Annotated in this window: 17 protein-coding genes; all 17 read left to right on the top strand. The window is 37.3% G+C overall.

Annotated features, from left to right (window positions below; genetic code table 11):
* The first annotated feature begins 5 nt into the window (after positions 1–5).
* The 17 genes from IGI37_RS19135 (at position 6) to IGI37_RS19055 (ending at position 18,132) form a co-directional block, all read left to right on the top strand.
* Complete coding sequence (locus IGI37_RS19135; protein ID WP_438763794.1) at positions 6–386, top strand: LPXTG cell wall anchor domain-containing protein; 381 nt, start codon at positions 6–8, stop codon at positions 384–386.
* A complete protein-coding gene (locus tag IGI37_RS19130; protein WP_438763793.1) occupies positions 343–1,116 on the top strand; it encodes a WxL domain-containing protein in 774 nt (257 codons plus the stop codon). Before IGI37_RS19135 ends, IGI37_RS19130 begins: the two co-directional genes overlap by 44 nt.
* 53 nt (positions 1,117–1,169) lie before the next feature.
* Positions 1,170–1,985 carry a WxL domain-containing protein gene (locus IGI37_RS19125; RefSeq protein ID WP_438763792.1) on the top strand — a complete coding sequence of 272 codons (816 nt, stop codon included), beginning with the start codon at positions 1,170–1,172 and terminating at the stop codon, positions 1,983–1,985.
* A gap of 100 nt (positions 1,986–2,085) precedes the next feature.
* Positions 2,086–2,844 (top strand): WxL domain-containing protein, encoded by a 759-nt coding sequence (locus tag IGI37_RS19120; RefSeq protein WP_438763791.1) that lies wholly within the window; start codon positions 2,086–2,088, stop codon positions 2,842–2,844.
* Positions 2,845–2,953: 109 nt separating this feature from the next.
* Entirely contained in the window at positions 2,954–4,048 is a 1,095-nt protein-coding gene (locus tag IGI37_RS19115) for a DUF916 and DUF3324 domain-containing protein (protein ID WP_438763806.1), read from the top strand.
* On the top strand, positions 4,026–4,859 hold the full coding sequence (locus IGI37_RS19110) for a class A sortase (RefSeq protein WP_438763790.1): 834 nt from the start codon (positions 4,026–4,028) through the stop codon (positions 4,857–4,859). The genes IGI37_RS19115 and IGI37_RS19110 overlap by 23 nt, the downstream gene beginning before the upstream one ends.
* Positions 4,860–5,078, top strand: a complete 219-nt coding sequence (locus tag IGI37_RS19105) for a hypothetical protein (RefSeq protein WP_438763789.1) — start codon at positions 4,860–4,862, stop codon at positions 5,076–5,078.
* A 21-nt stretch (positions 5,079–5,099) separates the two neighbouring features.
* Positions 5,100–5,603, top strand: a complete 504-nt coding sequence (locus tag IGI37_RS19100) for a hypothetical protein (protein ID WP_438763788.1) — start codon at positions 5,100–5,102, stop codon at positions 5,601–5,603.
* Positions 5,581–7,032, top strand: coding sequence for a helix-turn-helix domain-containing protein (locus IGI37_RS19095; protein WP_438763787.1), 1,452 nt, complete (start codon positions 5,581–5,583; stop codon positions 7,030–7,032). Before IGI37_RS19100 ends, IGI37_RS19095 begins: the two co-directional genes overlap by 23 nt.
* A gap of 411 nt (positions 7,033–7,443) precedes the next feature.
* The gene (locus IGI37_RS19090) at positions 7,444–8,895 is read left to right on the top strand and encodes a helix-turn-helix domain-containing protein (protein WP_438763786.1); all 1,452 of its coding nucleotides are present in this window, start codon (positions 7,444–7,446) and stop codon (positions 8,893–8,895) included.
* 579 nt (positions 8,896–9,474) lie between these two features.
* Positions 9,475–13,182, top strand: coding sequence for an immunoglobulin-like domain-containing protein (locus tag IGI37_RS19085; protein ID WP_438763785.1), 3,708 nt, complete (start codon positions 9,475–9,477; stop codon positions 13,180–13,182).
* Positions 13,183–13,195: 13 nt separating this feature from the next.
* Positions 13,196–13,579 (top strand): LPXTG cell wall anchor domain-containing protein, encoded by a 384-nt coding sequence (locus IGI37_RS19080; protein ID WP_438763784.1) that lies wholly within the window; start codon positions 13,196–13,198, stop codon positions 13,577–13,579.
* Positions 13,572–14,294, top strand: a complete 723-nt coding sequence (locus IGI37_RS19075) for a WxL domain-containing protein (protein ID WP_438763783.1) — start codon at positions 13,572–13,574, stop codon at positions 14,292–14,294. Before IGI37_RS19080 ends, IGI37_RS19075 begins: the two co-directional genes overlap by 8 nt.
* Positions 14,295–14,310: 16 nt before the next feature.
* On the top strand, positions 14,311–15,099 hold the full coding sequence (locus tag IGI37_RS19070; RefSeq protein WP_438763782.1) for a WxL domain-containing protein: 789 nt from the start codon (positions 14,311–14,313) through the stop codon (positions 15,097–15,099).
* A gap of 66 nt (positions 15,100–15,165) precedes the next feature.
* Positions 15,166–15,891 (top strand): WxL domain-containing protein, encoded by a 726-nt coding sequence (locus IGI37_RS19065; protein WP_438763781.1) that lies wholly within the window; start codon positions 15,166–15,168, stop codon positions 15,889–15,891.
* 353 nt (positions 15,892–16,244) lie between these two features.
* A complete protein-coding gene (locus IGI37_RS19060; RefSeq protein ID WP_438763780.1) occupies positions 16,245–17,315 on the top strand; it encodes a DUF916 and DUF3324 domain-containing protein in 1,071 nt (356 codons plus the stop codon).
* A gap of 94 nt (positions 17,316–17,409) precedes the next feature.
* Positions 17,410–18,132 (top strand): class A sortase, encoded by a 723-nt coding sequence (locus IGI37_RS19055; protein WP_438763779.1) that lies wholly within the window; start codon positions 17,410–17,412, stop codon positions 18,130–18,132.
* Positions 18,133–18,344 lie beyond the last annotated feature (212 nt).

The raw sequence follows: 18,344 nt of genomic DNA, 5'->3' as shown, positions 1-18,344 counted from the left end.
AGACCATGAAAAAACTATTGTGTAGCTTTGCAATGCTCTTTTTCATAGCTAGTGTTCCAAGTACAGTAAACGCAGAAGATGTTGGGGAATATGATAGCAATGGCGTTACTTCATTTTATGGTACGTATGAATATCCAACTGAAGAAAGTTCTGATGAACGACCGCCAGAACCCGATAAACCAACGCCTGTTACCCCGATAGACAAACCCGGGGCAGGCCAAATAAATTCAAACGGGGCAAAGATTTTACCAGCAACCGGGGATGATCACTTCAATAAGTTTCAACTACTGGGCGTAGCTATTTTAGGAGTTAGTACACTATTTATTTTAAGGAGAGAAAAACATGAAAAAAACAACAATCTTGACAGCAGGAATCATCTTATTTAGCAGTTTATTAGGTGCCACTAGCACTTTTGCAGCAGAAGGTGGCAATTATGATTCAAAGGGTGAAATTACTTTTAAAGCAGGAACAAATCCAGAAAGTCCATTAGATCCAGTGAATCCAGATCCAACAAAACCAGTAGTACCCGTTGATCCAGTTGATCCAACGGGACCAATAGGAGGAACAAATGGTCCGTTATCAATTGACTATGCTTCAAGCTTCCAATTTGGCGAACAAGAAATCCTAACAACTGACAAAACTTACTATGCACAAGTTCAAGCTTATACAGATAGCGAAAGTGTTGCCAAAACTGGACCAAACTATGTTCAAGTTACTGATAAACGTGGGACACAAAAAGGTTGGGAATTATCAGTTGTTCAAAAAGCTCAATTTGCGACAACAGAAGGCGAAGAGTTAGCAGGTGCTAAATTAGGTCTGGCGAACGGACATGCAATTTCTGATCAACAAACGGGTCTAAATGATACAGATAAAGCAGCGATTACACCTACAGCAACGGTGAGTACTGGTGAAACAGGGTTGGTTCCCGGAGCGAAAACAGTCATTATGACCGCTGCTGAAAAACAAGGGGTCGGTACTTGGTTATACGACATGGGAACAGCCGATACAGCAGCTGAATCCGTTTCATTATTGGTACCAGGTAAGAGCGTGAAACTAAGAGCAGCGTACAAAACGACGTTGACTTGGACATTATCAGATACGCCTGTAGCACCGTAAATTTCTACAAAATAAAGATAAGCAAATAAATAAAAAAAGGCTGAGTGAAAAAAATGAAAAAAATGAGTTTACCATTAGTCGCTGTTGCAGTTTTAGCAGCAGGTGCACCGGTTTCTGTTTTAGCGGCAGAAAAAACATATGATACAGATGGTGTGGTTCAATTTATTCCTGGAACAGAACCTACACAACCCGTAGATCCAACAAAACCAGATCCTGATAATCCAGTTAAACCGGTGGATCCAGTTGACCCAACCGGACCAAAACCAGGAACAGATGGTCCATTGTCAATTGATTATGCCTCAAGTTTTGACTTTGGTTTAAACAAAATCAGTAACAAATCAGAAGTTTACTATGCACGTGCGCAAACTTACAAAAATGATGAGGGTGCGATTGATAAAACAAAGAGTACACCAAACTATGTTCAAGTTTCAGATAACCGTGGTTCTAATGCTGGTTGGACCCTATCAGTGAAACAGAATGGTCAATTCAACAATGCAGATACAGTAAACAAAGTGTTGACAGGTTCAGTGATTAAATTAGTTTCACCAACACTTAAAACACAAGAATCTTCGACAGCAATTGCACCTGTTTCACCTATTTCAACAGCATCAGGGTTGGTTTTAGACTCTGCGGGCGCTTCATCAGTAGTTGCTAGCGCTGGTGTTGGTACAGGTGCGGGTACTTGGGCAGCTGCTTGGGGAGAAAAATCAGATGTGAAAACTGTGACAGAAAAAAATGCTGCAGGCGAAGACGTAGACGCACAAATCACAGAAACTGTGTCTCTTTCTGTGCCAGGTAGCACACCAAAAGATGCCGTGAAATATAGCACAACGTTAACTTGGGTGTTATCAGATACACCATCAGCTTAACTCATTGTTTAGCTAAAAAACTAAGATAGAATGATTCTTCTAATCAATTTGAATAAAAACAATCAAACACTAAAAAATGTCTAAAGAGGAGAAATAAATAATGAAAAATACAAAAATTTTAGTTGCTGCTGTTGCGTTATTTGGGACAGCTGTCTTAGCACCTTTATCAGCACAAGCCGTAGATGGCGGATCATATGATTCAAAAGGGGTAATTACTTATACACCAAGTACAAGCCCAACTAACCCAACTGACCCATTAGATCCAGGGAAACCAATCGTGCCGATCGTGCCACCAGGAGAAACGCCAGATAATCCAGGAACTGCTGGTCCATTATCAATTGACTTCGCTTCAAGTTTTTACTTCGGTAGTAATGAAATCATTTCAACGACAAAAACTTATGAAGCAAACCCGCAAGCATACACAAATGAAGCAGGGACAGATACAACTGGACCAAACTTTGTTCAAGTGTCTGACAACCGCGGAAAAGAGTCTGGTTGGACGTTAAAAGTGACTCAAAAAGGTCAATTTAAAACAACAACTGTTAAAGCTGGTACTGAGTTAGAAGGAGCAAAAATCACTTTGAACAACGGGAATGTTGTTTCAGCATCTGACTCTGCTTTCCCAACAGGAAATGCGAAAACTGTTTTAACACCTAACTCGGAGTCTTTAGTTATGAGTGCTAAAGACGGTCAAGGTGCCGGAACTTATCTACACAACTGGGGAACTGACCAAGCGACTGGAGCAACAAGTGTGACTTTAGAAGTACCTGGTTCTTCAACAAAATATAGCGACCGTTATGAAACAAGCTTTACTTGGGTGTTAAGTGATGTCCCAGGTACAGATGCACCAGAAGCATAAAATGTATAACAATTAGAGAGGCAGGCTAGAGTGAAATTTGCTCTAGTCTACTTCTCTCAACTTGCTTATTAGGAGAAAGTATATGTTTAACAGAGGGGAAAATAAAACAATGAAACAATTAAACAAAGTAATGTGGACCTTTATCGCAGTCGTGGGAATTTTATTTACAGCTCAAACAGCCGCGGCATCTCAATTGAATTTTTCAGTCACACCTGTGATCCCTGAAAATCAAATAGATAAGGATAAAACGTATTTCGAACTACGCATGCAACCAGAACAAAGTCAAAATCTTGAAGTGGAAATGAGAAATAGCACGGACAAAGACGTTAAAGTCAGCATTCAAGTGGCTAGTGCGACAACGAATTTAAACGGTGTGGTTGAGTATAGTCCAAATGCCATTAAGCCAGATAAGTCATTGAAATACAACATCAAAGATTTGGTTCAAATCGAAGAAGAAGTTACGATAAAAGCTAACAGTAAGATGAATGTTCCTTTGAAGCTTACGATGCCAAAAGAGTCTTATGATGGGATTTTGGCAGGCGGCATTACTTTTCAAGAAGTGACTTCTGAAAAAGACCAAAAAGAGACAGAAGATGCAGGGATGGCCATTAAAAACGAGTACGCATTTGCAGTCGGATTGGTGTTGAAAGAAACAGATACACAAGTTAAACCAGATCTGAAAATTCTTGACGTAAATCCTTCTCAAGTGAACGTCCGAAACGTCATTAATGTGGGATTCCAAAATCCAACAGCCACTTATGTGAATCAATTACGGATGATCCACGAGGTGACAAAAAAAGGAGAAACAGACGTTTTATACAAATCTTCTGCGCCAAGAATGCAGATGGCACCAAACTCCAATTTTGACTACCCAATTGCTTTAAACGGAGAAAAGTTACAAGGTGGAACATATCATTTGAAAACAGTGGCTTATAGCGGTTTATCTGACAGTGGCAAGTACGAAGTTAAGGATGAAGACGGCAATATGGTGCGCTATTTATACAAATGGGAATTTGAAAAAGACTTCGAAATTAAACAAGAAGTGGCAGAAAAATTAAATGCAAAAGATGTTTCAATTGAAAAAGAAGAGTTTCCATGGTTATATGTAATCATTGGCGTTTTAATTTTACTCGTTGCGATTCTTTTATTGGTTCTATTTTTAAAGAGAAAGAAAGAAAACGATGAAGACGATAAAGCTAAGTAAGAAACAAAAAGAGATTTTTGTTGAATTGGCAATCGATTTTTTGCTCGTTTTAGGAATAGGTTTTATTTTTTCCCCTTGGTTAAAAGATAGTCTGATTGGGTGGCAAATTCAGCGAACAGAAATTGTTCAAAATGTGACTTTGCCAAGCAAACAGCCGATGGAAGAGAGCATAGGCTCACCTAAGCTCTCTTCTATTTTAACAAATAGTTTTCAGCATCAAAAAGAAGGATATGGCTCTGTGTGGATCCCTTCGATTGGTTTGGAACAGCCTATTTTAATTGGTATTACCAATGAGAACCTTCTTTATGGCGGTGTCGTTATGTATCCAGAGCGGACATTAAAAGCAGACAATTTTGTTTTATTTGGCCATCATTTGGGTATAAATGAGTTACTCTTTGGGAAGCTTTTAGACATAAAAGAACGTGATCAAGTCGTCGTGAATTATTTAGATGAGACGATTGCTTATGAAGTAAGTGAGCTGACGATTGTTGATGAAACAGAGATTTCGGTCTTAGAAAACAAAGAGGACGCACGATTAACACTGATTACTTGTCCTGTACCACAAAGGACTAAACAGCGGTTCGTTGTGATTGCGCAACCCGTAAAAGAAGAACAACAAAAACAGGTACAACAAGAATTGAAGAATCAAGTAGATATCCTGCAAAAGGTCAGTCAGAAACAATCAATGAGTAAAACAGAAATCTATAAGTTTCCTTTTGGAATGCTTTGCTTGTGTCTTTTTTTGATTGGTCTGATTCGGTTTTTATTTTACAAAAAGAAGATAACTCAAAAGAAAATGAAAGAGAATTAGGTGAAAAGACTAGAGATGGTTGAAGATTATTTTGAAGATGTAAATATTTTTTATATCTTATTTAAAGATAAAGGAAAAAACTTTGAGCGAACAATGATTGTTCCGTATCTTTGGGCCGAAAAAGAAGTACTAAATTATCTGAAAAAATCGTTTCCTCAAGTGGAGATTACTAAAATTTCTTTGATAGATGAGGATGCTTGGATGCCTAAGATTTATTAATGCATAGTAAAGGATGAGTCTATGAAGAAATCTTCAATATTTTTGTTTAGTTCCATATTAATGACAGTGATGCTATTGGATACACCAATTGTAAGCAGTGAAACTGTTATTTATGACCCCCTAAGTCCTAGTCAAACGATTACACCCAAGACGAAGGAGACTGAAAGTAGCCAAGAGCAATCGGAAGCTAGTGAGCCTGCCTCTAGTGAATCAGCTGTAAAACAGTCAACCACAACGGAATCAGAAACGGCGACAACCAGTGAAACGCAGACAGAATCTAGCGAACCAAAAGAAGCGCCTAAAAAAAAGAATAGCAAAAAGAAAATCAGTATAGATGATTTGTTTACTAAGAAAAAAAAGGCAGCGGGTTTGGATATCCTTGTGCCAAAAGATTTCTCGGGGAGTGGGTCATCAGAAAAAATGCACCCATTGACTGAGCTAGCCTATTCATTATCTGGTCTAGCAATTTATGGAAAAGACAGGGAAGGTGGACCGGAAATCAATGTTCAAGACATTTTTGGATAAATCAGATTTGAGAAAGATAGAATTTATTCGATATATGGAAAATCGGCCATTATTAAAAGAATACAAAGAGACGATTATTAAAGAGTTGGCTATTTCGGAATTTTTATTGAATCGAATCGTTGATGAACTTAATGTTGAGTTTGAAGAAACGAGTCTAAAGGAATATTTCCAACTTATTTCAACTAGTAATACTGTTGAGCTGATTGAGACAGGAATGACGACTTCTAGACAATTTGAGGTCCATCTTCTTAAAGAGTCCATGGCTTTCTCAATTATTACGGAAATCTTTTTAGGCAGGTTTAAGTCCGTAAGTCATTTTTCAAATGAACACTTTATAAGTGATTCACCAGTTTATAAAAAAGTTAAAGATATAAAAGGACACTTCAAACAGCTAGATTTTACGATTACAAAAAAATTTGGTTTTGAAGGGGATGAAAAAAAGATTAGAAGATTTTTTTTACATCTTTTTACACAGGCTTACCAACAAGACAATCAGGTTTATCCATCATTTGTTAGAGAAAAAACGAATCAGTTCATTCAACGGTTGGAAAAATTTTTAGGAAAACCTTTGAACGAGTATTCGAAACTTCGAATTAGTCATTTTTTAAATATTACTTTTGTGCGTACGAAACAAAAATACTACATCAATACGGGACCAAAAGTGGTATCAATGAATTATTTACTTCGTTGTCAACCCATTGTTAATTTGATTCAACAATCTTTTGAACTCGATGCAAAAAATGTAGACATAGAAACACTTGCTTATGAGTATGATGAAATTCTGAGTTTTTTGATAAGCGAAGAAATACTTTTTGTTGGGGATTACTTAGAACAGGTGATTGATCAAAGTTTTAAAGCATATAGTACAGAATTTGTTGAAGCTGTTGTGAGAGAATTTCCTAAATCGGAGGAGATTCTGAAAGAGAATCAACAAGCGATTGATTTGCTCCATTTTCGCGTACAAACATTTATTACTGAGGATAATCAAGAGTCTAAAACGATTGACATCAATTACTTCGTTAACAACTTTCCCGAATATGTTAATTTTTGTCGGAACTATCTAAATGACAAAAAATATCATAGAGAGTTATGGGCATTAAAGGAGTATTATTTTTACCACTACTTATTAATTCTAGTGACAACTATACCTATCAAATCTTACTTACCGCCAATTTATTTATATGTTGATTTTTCATTTGGCAAAATCTATAATCAGATGATTATTGAGAACATAAAGAAAATTACAGAATTGCATATTGTGTACCAAGAGTATATTGATGAAAAAACAGATTTTATTTTATCCGATATTTATTTAGAAAGGCAAAAAGAGATTCCGAGTATTGTTTGGTTAGCACCTCCACGTGCAGTAGACTGGGCTAACTTTACAAATAAGCTAGTAGAAATACGTGAGAATAAGAAAGCTAAGTGACTCTTTGTAGTGTCTATTAGGTACTCAAGAGGTTTCTTAGCTTTTAGTCATAAAAATGAGCTTATAAAGGTATTGAGTAGCTTTTCGCCACAATGGTTCTCTGCTAAGTAAGTCTTGTCTTGCATCCAATTCAATAGAAAAAAATCTTCAGCTAGGTTATTCCTTAGCTAAAGATTTTTTTATTTGTCAACATTTCGATTGTAGAATTGTTTTCTATACGAATGACATACGCGTTATTCATTTCATGATAATTAGCGGAATTAAAGTATTTTTAGATAGGATGAATTGTTAATTATATGTATAGATCATTATAAACGAACCCCTTTTATTTTTAATTCTTTGTTTTTTGAGCTATATTATAACTAGATGTTTTATTTATTATGTACTTATCTATGAAGTGAGGGTAATGGAATGCTGGGTTTAGATTATAAAACGACGCTACTTAAAGATTTAGTTGAAATACTAGATACAGAAGAGTCGCCGTTAACGGTAGAAGAAATTCGTTTGAGATTAGGTTATAGTAATGCTGTGACTATTTTGAAGTCCATAAAAGAGCTAAGAACGATTATAGATAATCGTTACACAGATGAGAAATACTTTGTGAGACTAGTGAGTCCTAAAAGAGGAGTTTTCAAGTTAGAAAGACAAGCAACTAACTTGCAGACTCTTTTTGAAGCTATCTATGCCAATGATATCGCCTATGATATTCTTTTGGAGTTGATAGAAAAACGACAAATTTCTGCTGTGAACTTCAGCATGAAGCACAATATCAGTCATGCAACATTTTTTAGAAAAATCCGCCTGATAAATGAGGAACTTAAAGCTTATAATATTGCTATTGCAAGGTCGGCGCCTCTTAAATTTGATGCAAGTGAATTAGATATAAGAATTTTTTCTTACATCTTTTTTTGGGGAACTAACCGCCAGTTTTCAAATGCTTTACTAAAAAAGAATTATCCCAATATTCAAATGCTGACAACGGAAGTATTAAAAGCATTAAAGATTAGTTCGAGTCCATTACATGTCGAATTACTCTCAATCTGGTTATTTATTTATTCAAATTCACTTTCTAAAAAATATTATTTACAATTGAAAAAAGAACAAGAAGCTACATTACACGCATTTTCTTTTCCTAAAAAACCGTCAGTAATCTCGACATGGAGTCAAGTTGAGTGGGAGATGCTGGTGATGACTATCTATAGTTCAGATATCTACAACTTCACACTTAAATTAAACGAATCTTATCATTCCTCTGTGATAGACGAAATGAATATATCAAAACAATTGTTAGAGCGGTTAGTAAAAAAATATTTTGTTCCACTCAATGGTACGCAGCAAAAATCTTTATCTGCTCAATGGACTAAGATATATTTATCAAATTATTTTGCAAGGTATACAGATAAAGCAGTAAAAGATATCGAACACATTGTTAGCATTACTAGCTTTAGACATTATTACCCTAATTATTGGAAAAGATTTGCTTCTTTGTGGACTGATTTTATGACATATGTTAATTATAAAGAGCATTATGGTGCGGTAAAGTTTAACTTATTAATGATGATGATTTCAGTTTTTCCAATCGAAAAATTTGAAAATCTTGATTCAAAAGTCAAAATTTGTGTCGTGACAGATGTGTCAGATACATTTACCTCTTATATCAAACAATTAATTAAATTACAATTAGGACAACGATTTCAAATACGATTTGTGACAAGTCTGACAACAGCAGACATCATTGTTGCCACGAGTCCTTTTGATATCGAACAATTAAAGACACATCAAAAAAGCATTATCATAAGTCCTCAGATGAGAGAAGTAGATATGCGCGCGATTCAGAAAAAAATAGAAGCTTTTTTTCACTGATACGAGTGAGAGTGAAGATAGCGGCCTTTTGTGCCCGGCGTTTATTCAGATACTAGGAGCATAGGACATAACTTTTTGAGTTATGTTCTATGCCTTTTTAGTGTGGCTACTAAAAAAGAAACGAATAAAGCTTTTTATTGGCTCTATTTATAGTTATTCATTCGATTGTGTAATGTATAGTTTCTTATTTTTATCTCAATTTTTTTTTTTTGTAAAAAAAAAATTGGCATAGCTAGACTAGTTCGCTCGTTTATACTTGAACTGGAAATAGAGAAAATAACTTCAGGTATTTTAGTGGAGGATGTATTAAAAAAATAATAGTATGGAGAAAAAGATAAAGGAGACATTCTTCTTTATCTTTTCAACCTGACTTTGATGGCGAGTAAATGGTCAATCATTTTTTAATACCTCAATTCAATAGGTTTGTCTTATATATCGACTTTTTTGAAGTTGCTGCCTTGTATAAGTTTATGAATACCTGTTGTTTCTTTCTTTTTCCAAACGAACTGCTACTTACAATAGATAAGAGAGGTGGTTTGTGCAAAAAATAAAATGGATTTGTTTATAGGAGGTGAAAAAATGAACAAAAGGAAAGTAGAGAAGCTATTTTCAGCAGTGATAGTAGGAACGATTTTAGGGAACCCACTGATGGCAGTTTCTTTGACAGTTGATACGAGTTTGGATATGAAGAGTGAATCAAGAGAAGCTTTACAGGAACCTGAACCGATTCAATCAATCAATTCCGGCTTTTTTTCTGAGGAGTCCTCGACGGATACTTCAGAGTCAGACAATAGATCAATCCAAGCGTCGGTAGACTCAGCTGAAAATGAGCTGACTCGTGAAGAGAGTGTTGAGGAATCTGCGACTGTAGAGAGCACAACAAGTATCTCTAACGCTGAATTATCTGATTTTTCTGAAGAAAGTGGAACAGAAAGCCAAGAAACTGAAGAAACTTATTCGGAAAGCTCAGAAGAGAGCCTTTCAATGAATGAAGATACAGACTCAGTTAAAAGGAAAGAGCTTACCGCAAAAGTACCCACCGCAACTCCTGTGTTAGTTTCGACAGGAGAAGAGTTGAAGAATGCGTATAATAATGCAGCAGTCACGGCTGTTAGTTTTACGAAAGATATCGTAATAACAGGGAATGTCTTGACGGAACGCTCGACTTCTTTCGCGATTGAAGGCAATGGCTACAAGCTAGACTTAGGTGGTTCTCTTTTTAAAGTGAAATTGGCGGCTACGGCAACTATGGATATTAAAAATATTTCTGAAATCAAGTCAAGTAGCTCTTCGACACTGCAAGGAGTAGTACATTATGGTGATGCTTTAGGAACTGCTGTCTCAGGTTGGGAGATTAACTTTACGAATGTTCGGAGCCACGAGGACAATGTTATTCGAATTGCTTCTGTACCGGGGGCGCAATTAAACTTGGCAGGAGAGATTTACTGGAAGACACGTTCTGAGATGGCCGTAATCGACGGCGTCTATATCGCACCCAATGCAAAGGTTACAGCAATTAAGCAACCAACCCACGAAGATCGTTCCTTCTTTTGGTTCGGTAAAACCAATATGACACAAGCCACATCTGGTTCACGAAAATTTGAAGTGGGTGAAAATGCCGTGGCTAACTTTAAGATGGAGGGAACAGGCTACTTATATCCAGTTGTATTTGCCTATTATACGGAAGTTCGTTTGAGAGAAGGGGCGACCTTTAATGCGACTATGCCTGGAAATGCTTGGCGGAGTGACTATTACAATAGTAGCTTTATCGCAGAAGGAAAGAACAAAATTAATCTGACCTCAACGAAAAAAGGAAGAGCACCTATATCATTTAATGCTACTGGAAATGCGACTCAAGATTCTTATTTTTCTGTAGGTCCTCAAAGCGAGTTGTATGTGATTGGGGCGACGGATAAGCCACTTTTCAGCAGTGATTCTGCTACGGATGCCAAACGAATGAATGTCATAATTGACAATCCTAAAAGCTATGATTTACGAAACTACTCAAGTGGTACAACAGTTAATGCAAGTATTGCAAGTGCCAATATCAAAACTTTTCAAATTAAAAATTCTGATATAGGTATTTGGAAGCTGGGGTCATCAATCGATGGACCATCTGATTATTTAGCTGAAGCCGCAACTTTAACACAGGCTAATGGTATGGTGAGTTCTTCGACAGATGCAACTTTGTCGAATTATTTCCCAACAACGGGCTTAAGAAGAATCTCTGGGCTCAATCAAAACCCAGAATTAGAAATTCAGGCAGTTACAGATGCCGACAAATCAGTCACAGCAAGAGTTATCTTGGGATACAGTCCAGATAATCAGGGAATGGCTGATGATGGAACAATTAATTACATACCTGTCTATGCAGGTAGTGGACAAGCAAAAGCAGAGATCACGGATTCATTAGGGACTAAATATACAAATTTGACCACAGATGCTAATGGGTACGTGAAGGCAACGGGTACTAAATTTCAAATGAAAGATAAAACGGTAACGGGAATCGCCAAACGGGGTGGACGCAGCTCTGTTAAAACTGCAAGTAGCACGGTTATCGATATTACACCGCCCGATCCAACAGGATTGGCTGGGGGCGTCTCAGTTATAGGGCCGACAGCCACCACTATCTCAGGTACTACAGAGCCAGGTGCCAAAATTACTTTGTATAAAAATGGAGTACTCACTAGTTCCACAGCGACAGCAGATTCGAGTGGAAAATTTTCTCTCAAGCTTCCTAGCATAGTGAATGATGACAAACTTCAATTTATTGCGACAGATAGTGCTGGCTTAGCAAATCTTGCAGATCGACCATCAACTAATAGTAACAGTGGAAACAAAAATCCATTGACTTCTGTTTCTTATAGAGACGCAGTCTTTAAAGCGGGACCAATTGTAACAATTGGACTGGCTGCAACGATTAGCGCAAATGATGTTACTATTGTTCAAGGAAGTGCCTTTAATCCATTAAAAGCTAATAACAATTTGAGCGCTAAGGACATTGATGGGACGGATATTACGAGCAAGATTACGGTGAAAAGTAATCAAGTAAATAATCAAGTACCAGGTACTTATGAGGTAATTTACCAAGTAACTGCTAAAAATTCAATTACAATCACAAAAACGATAACTGTCACAGTTAAAGAGAAAACAGCGCTCGGTGATGCTGTGATTCACGCTGAAAACAAACGGGTTGAGTTGAATTCTAAGTTTAACCCGATGATTGGAGTAACGGCGACTGATAGTGATAATACTGACATCACCAATCAGGTGGAAGTGATAACAAATCTCGTTGATACTACGACTGAAGGTACGTATTATGTTCAGTATGCGGTAACAGGAAAGAACGGGAAAGAAGTTATTAAATCGATTGCGGTCGAGGTCTATAAGCCAGCAGTACCAACAATTATTGCGAATGATATCACCATTTATGTGGGAACAGTCTTTGATCCGCTAGATTATGCTCAAGCGACGGATATAGATGGTACGCCAATGCAAGTAGAAGTCGGTGTAAATGAGGTCGATACCTCAAAAGAGGGCGTCTATTCTGTGATTTATTTTGCCATTAGTCCTATAGATGCTTCTTATGCAATTAAAGAAATCGCGGTAACCGTTATACCTAAACCAGTTGAAAAAGATGCGGTGATTATTGCTCCTGAGGTATTAGAACTTTATCTAGGAACATCATTTGATCCTAAAAGTTATGCAACTGCAACTGATGGAGACGACACTGATTTAACGGATAAACTAGTTATTGCTTCAAATACTGTGGATACTGAGACGATAGGCGAGTGGCAGGTTGTTTACAAAGTGACTGGGAAAAGTGGCAATGAAGTGACCTTCACGATGCGCGTAATGGTCATTCCAAGACCACAGGAAGTCGGTTTTATGAGCTATCCTGAACGAATTTCATTTGGAGAAATTCAGGTATCTAATAAAGAACAAAATTTGTTTGGCGTACTGAGCGAAGCGCTCATCGTTAAAGATATTCGTGAAAATAAGGTCAATCCGTTGACAGTTAAAGTTCAAGAAATTAGCCCGTTAACTGTAGATGGAGTAGAGCGTACATTGAACGGGCACACGTATTTAAAGCAAGATGGCAACAAAACTTTTATTACAAAAGAGCAAGTCTTAGTTACAACAAAAAATGACTCAGCACAAGAATGGAACGTGAGCGAGACTTGGCAGGCAGATGGGGATGGGATTTATCTTTCATTACCTGTTGAAGACCAACGAGTAGGTGCTTATCAAGGAAAATATAGCTGGAGCATTGAGGACACTCCATAGAAAGGATGAGAAAATGAAAAAATTAGGCTGTTTATTGATAGTCGTGTACGTTCTTTTCACATCTGGGGGTAGTTCTGTTTATGCAGGTGAGGGCTACAATTCTAACGCGGTGACCGGTTTTTATGGCAACTATGAAGTTCTTAATCCTGAAGAAAATCCACAAGAACCTGAGATTGAAACTGAGAAGGACACAGAAAAAGGGAGCAAGCAAGAAGACGGCTCAATGGGGATGACCGATGTACCAACAGGACCAATTTATTCCAATCGTCCATATACGGTACTTCCAAAAACAGGAGACCGTTCATTCGCCTATGTTCAACTGATAGGCTTTCTACTCTTACTTTGTGCAGTTATAGGGAGCTTTTTGTTAAGCAGAAGGTGGGTATCTCATGAATAAATTATGCAAATATCTAGCATCACTAGCAGTCGTTGCACTCACACTATCTAATCTACCCGCGTTATCTGCCGAAGTTCAGGAGCCCGTAATTTCGGATAATAATTTTTCTGTTGTTCCTGGAGAGAGTGCTGGCTACCCGTTAGATCCGCTTAATCCCAATCCATATTCACCAATTGACCCAGTCAACCCATTTCCGGAGTTACCGACTGTTGGAACAGGGGGAGATTTGAGTATTGATTTTATTTCAAATTTTCAATTTGGCCAGCATTTTGTGACAACAAAGGAGACGGATTTTTTTGCTCAGCCACAAGCTTTAAGTGATGGAAGTAAGCGACCAAACTTCATTCAGATAACAGATGTCAGAGGGAGTGGAACAGGTTGGCGACTTACAGCTATCCAATCACCTTTCGAGACAGAATTTAATGAAGTATTGAGAGGAGCAGCGTTATCATTTGAGCATACATCTGTAGTTGCTGACAGGCCATCAGAAAATGGACCTACTCTTTCGGCTGCGACGATTGATTTTATTGTAAATGAAGAAACACCAATCGCGACAGCAGAGATATCAAAAGGGATGGGGACTTGGCTTATTCGTATGGGTCAAACGGAAGAGGAAGCGAGTCGTAGCGTCAAGCTAAATCTGCCAAATGACAGTACTAAGATGAAAAAAACTTATACGACAAAAATACAATGGATATTAAAAGATACACCATAAAGGAGAGAAAATAAAAATGAAAAAAATAATTGTGAGTAGCTTGCTTGCTACTTTGACATTATCTGCTTTGGGAGCGAGTGCACTTACTGCAGAAGCCGCTGAAAAATCAATTATTTCAAATGGCGTAGTAGAGTTTATCCCTGGATCAGATATCACTGAACCGATTGATCCAGATGTGGACCCAAATAATCCGGATACTGTAGGGCCGGTAACCCCCCTTGATCCAACCAAACCTGGTGGTCAACCAAATCCCGGAACTGCAGGTCCATTAAGTATTGATTTCGCTTCTTCATTTAATTTTGGTTTAAACAAAATTACCAATAAAAATGTTGATTATTATGCTCGTGCGCAAGCATTTTCAAATGGAACACCGGCTAGAGCAAACTATGTGCAAGTGAGTGATCATCGTGGCACAAATCAAGGCTGGAAATTAACAGTCACACAACAAACACAATTAACTGCTGTGGAAGAAACCGCCAATAAAGTTTTAACAGGCGCTGAAATTACGTTGAATGAAGCCACAGTCAATAGTTTATCAACGAGCGCCGCACCAGCAGCGGCAACAACCGTTACTTTAACTCCTGGGGAACCAGTTAATGTGACAACAGCAGCTGAAAATACTGGGGCAGGTACTTGGGTGACTAAATGGGGGACTGTTGAGAAAGTTACCGAAAAAAATGTTGAAGGACAAGATGTACAGGTTGATGTAAATAAAGCAGTAAAATTAAGTGTTCCAGGCTCAACAGCAAAAGATGCTGTGAAATACGCATCCGTTCTTACTTGGACAATCAGTGACGTCTATTAATTAAGGGAAACATGTAACCAACGTTAGATATCAAACCAATATAAAAAAAGACAGGAGAAATTTAAAATGAAAAAAAGTTCAATTATTTTAGCAAGTGTTATTTTATTAAATGCGTTAACTGGGGTTGCGGCAACAGCGGCTGAAAAAACGTATACAACGAATGGTCAAATCGAATTCATCGAATCAACTACTGGAACTAAGCCACTCGATCCAGAAAATCCAGATAATCCATTTGTTCCAGAAGACCCAACCAAACCAGAAAACAAGCCAGATGGGGGAACAAGCGGTCCAGTGAGTATCGACTATGCTTCAAGTTTAGTATTTGGCCAACAGGTTATTACTTCTGAAACAAAAACATATCATGCATTGTTACAAAATGGACTTGATTCTACAGGGGCTGCAGCAAAAAGAGCCAACTATGTTCAAGTATCTGATAACCGAGGAACGGAAGCTGGCTGGCACTTAACGGTGACACAATCAACTCAGTTTAAAACAGGAGCCGGATCAGAATTAACTGCTGCAGAGATTACGTTAGGCAACGGAACTCTTGTGACAAACTCAACATCAACAGCACCCACTGCAACTAGTGAAATCTCATTGGTACCGGGAGAACCTTCAACGGTTATGAGCGCGACTGTTGGTCAAGGGGCAGGCACGTATATTACAAAATGGGGGGACACAGAAGCTGCTGCTGCAGAGAGTATCTCTTTAGAAATTCCTGGTGGAACGAAAAAAGAAAAAGCTGTATACACCACTTCATTTGTTTGGACCTTGTCAGATGTTCCAGCATAAGTGATTTTTAAGAGTAGTAAGTGGGATGAGTAGCTATTCATCCCACTTCCCCATACTCTAAATAAGTAAGTACATAAAAGGTAAAAGAATCAGTTAGCATAGTTAAATAATTATTTTGGTAAAGTCTTCAGGTGTGATAGAAGTGAAACAAATCGCTCAGATAATAAGCCAAAGCTCATTAGAATTCACTCTTTCAATAGGATATATCATGGAGAGTGTTTTGATGAAAACCAAATGTTAGGTTCTATTCACGTAATGAGTTTTGTCATATTAACTTGTGTAAGATAAGGAAGTGAAAGAGTTTAGTTTATTATTATCAATTGACATATAAAATTTATTAGGAGAGATAAGAGATGAAAAAATTATTTATATTACTATTTACGATAGCTATATTCGGAACTGTAGAGGTAGCTTTTGCATCAGAACTCAATTTTTCTGTAGAAACGATTCCTTCAGAATACCAAGTAGATGAAAAAAAGACTTATTTAGATTTACGATTGGCACCAAAACAAACACGTGAAGAACGTTTTATTCTGGCTAATGGTACGCCAAATACGGTAGACTTAGAAATAACGATTAACCATGCAGTGACGAATTTGAATGGCGTTGCTAACTATAGCGCAGGAGAAACCAAGAATACAGATGGTTTAGTCTATATGATAGAAGACTTAGTTACTTATGAAAAAAAAGTGTCCATTCCTGCCAATAGCAGTATCACTTATCCAGTGATTATCAAAATGCCAGATGCTGATTTCTCTGGTGTCTTAGCGGGTGGGGTTACCTTTAAGGAAGTCAACAATAAGCAACCCAACCAAGCAGAGGAGTCAAAGGGAATGGCCATTGAGAATGAATTTTCATTTGTCAAAGGACTGGTGTTGCATGGGAAAGAGGAGAAGATTTTACCAGAGTTAGACTTAATCAAAGCGTATCCTTCTCAAGTCAACGGACGAAATGCGTTTACTACGGTTATTCAAAATAAACAACCAATTTATGTGAATGATGTCGTTATCAAAACAGAGATAGCTAAAAAAGGAACAAAGGAAGTGCTTTATAAGAATCAAAAAGAAAATATGCAGATGGTGCCTAACTCTCATTTAGATTTTCCTACGTTATTAGATGGAAAAAAATTAGAGGCGGGGGATTATACTGCTAAAGTAACCGTCTATGCTGTGAAAGACTTGGAAGGTGCGCATGACTATAAAAATTTGGCTAAAGAAGAAGAGTCTTACACCTATAAATGGGATTTTAACAAGGAATTTACGGTTAAAGCAGAGGAAGCAAAAAACTTTAATAAGAAAGACGTTACTATTCCAAAAGATAATTCAATGCTCATGTACAGCTTATTAGGGCTTGCTTGCTTGATCATTATTGTTCTTCTAGTAATTATCTTAAGAAGACGAAGTAATGACAATGAAGCAAAGTAAGAAAAGTGCTAAAAAAAATCCGGTCCTGGCTGTTGTGCTCTCACTTTTTTTTATAATCAGTCTGTTATTATTGTTTTTTCCGTATCTCAGAGGAATGTTAATTGAACAGACGGTGTATACAAAACGAGTTGTTTCAGTTAGGACAGACGATTTTTTATCTGCGACACAAGAAGAAGTCGATGTGATTCGATCACCAAAGCTTGCGGACATTGTTGAGAGTTATATTCAATCAGATACAGTTTTAAGCGTTGGGAAATTGACGATTCCAGCTATTGAACTGGACTTAGAAATCTTACCAGAATTGAGTAATAGTAACCTTTTGCTAGGATGTGTCTCACTCTTCCCCAAAAGAGTACCAATGCAAAATGATTTAGTTTTGTTAGGACATAATATGAACTACTCCAATCTTCTTTTTAATCGTTTGGATGAGCTTAAAGCAGGAGATATTATCTATCTTGAGTATAACCAAACAAAGGGCTCGTTTGAGGTGGCTCAAATATATATAGCTTCTGAAAATGAAATCGAACTTTTAGATGATAGTAGACAAGGCTTACTTCGATTAATTACTTGTGACAGTGTCTACGAAACTCCCCAACGCTTAATTGTAGATGCTAAAAAAATCGAATCTGATAAAAAATTGGGAACAGTAAAGCAGTCGCCCCTTTTAACAACCAACAAAAAGAAAACCGTTCATCAACAGCTTATTTATCACTTGTCGAGTAAAGGAGCGCTGACTATTTTTGGGCTGTTGTTATTCGGGTTATTTATTCTTTGCTTTTTCTTTATCCATTTTATTTTAGGAGGAAGAATGAGATAAGCATTAAGCATTCTTATAGAGACGACTTAAGTGTAAGTTTTCTTTATAAGGATGCTCATTTTTATGAAAGGGGTATAGCCTGCGGATCAATCATTTAGTTCCGATAATCAGTGAATTAACTAGTCATAGAGTTCATAAGAAATCGGAGCATAGACGTTAACAAGCATTGATACAGTTGAGTTTCATTTCATATGAAAACGAGGACAATCCAA

This window comes from Enterococcus sp. AZ194, assembly GCF_051713825.1.
GTDB lineage: Bacteria > Bacillota > Bacilli > Lactobacillales > Enterococcaceae > Enterococcus_K.
This window is presented reverse-complemented; position numbering and strand designations above follow the sequence as displayed.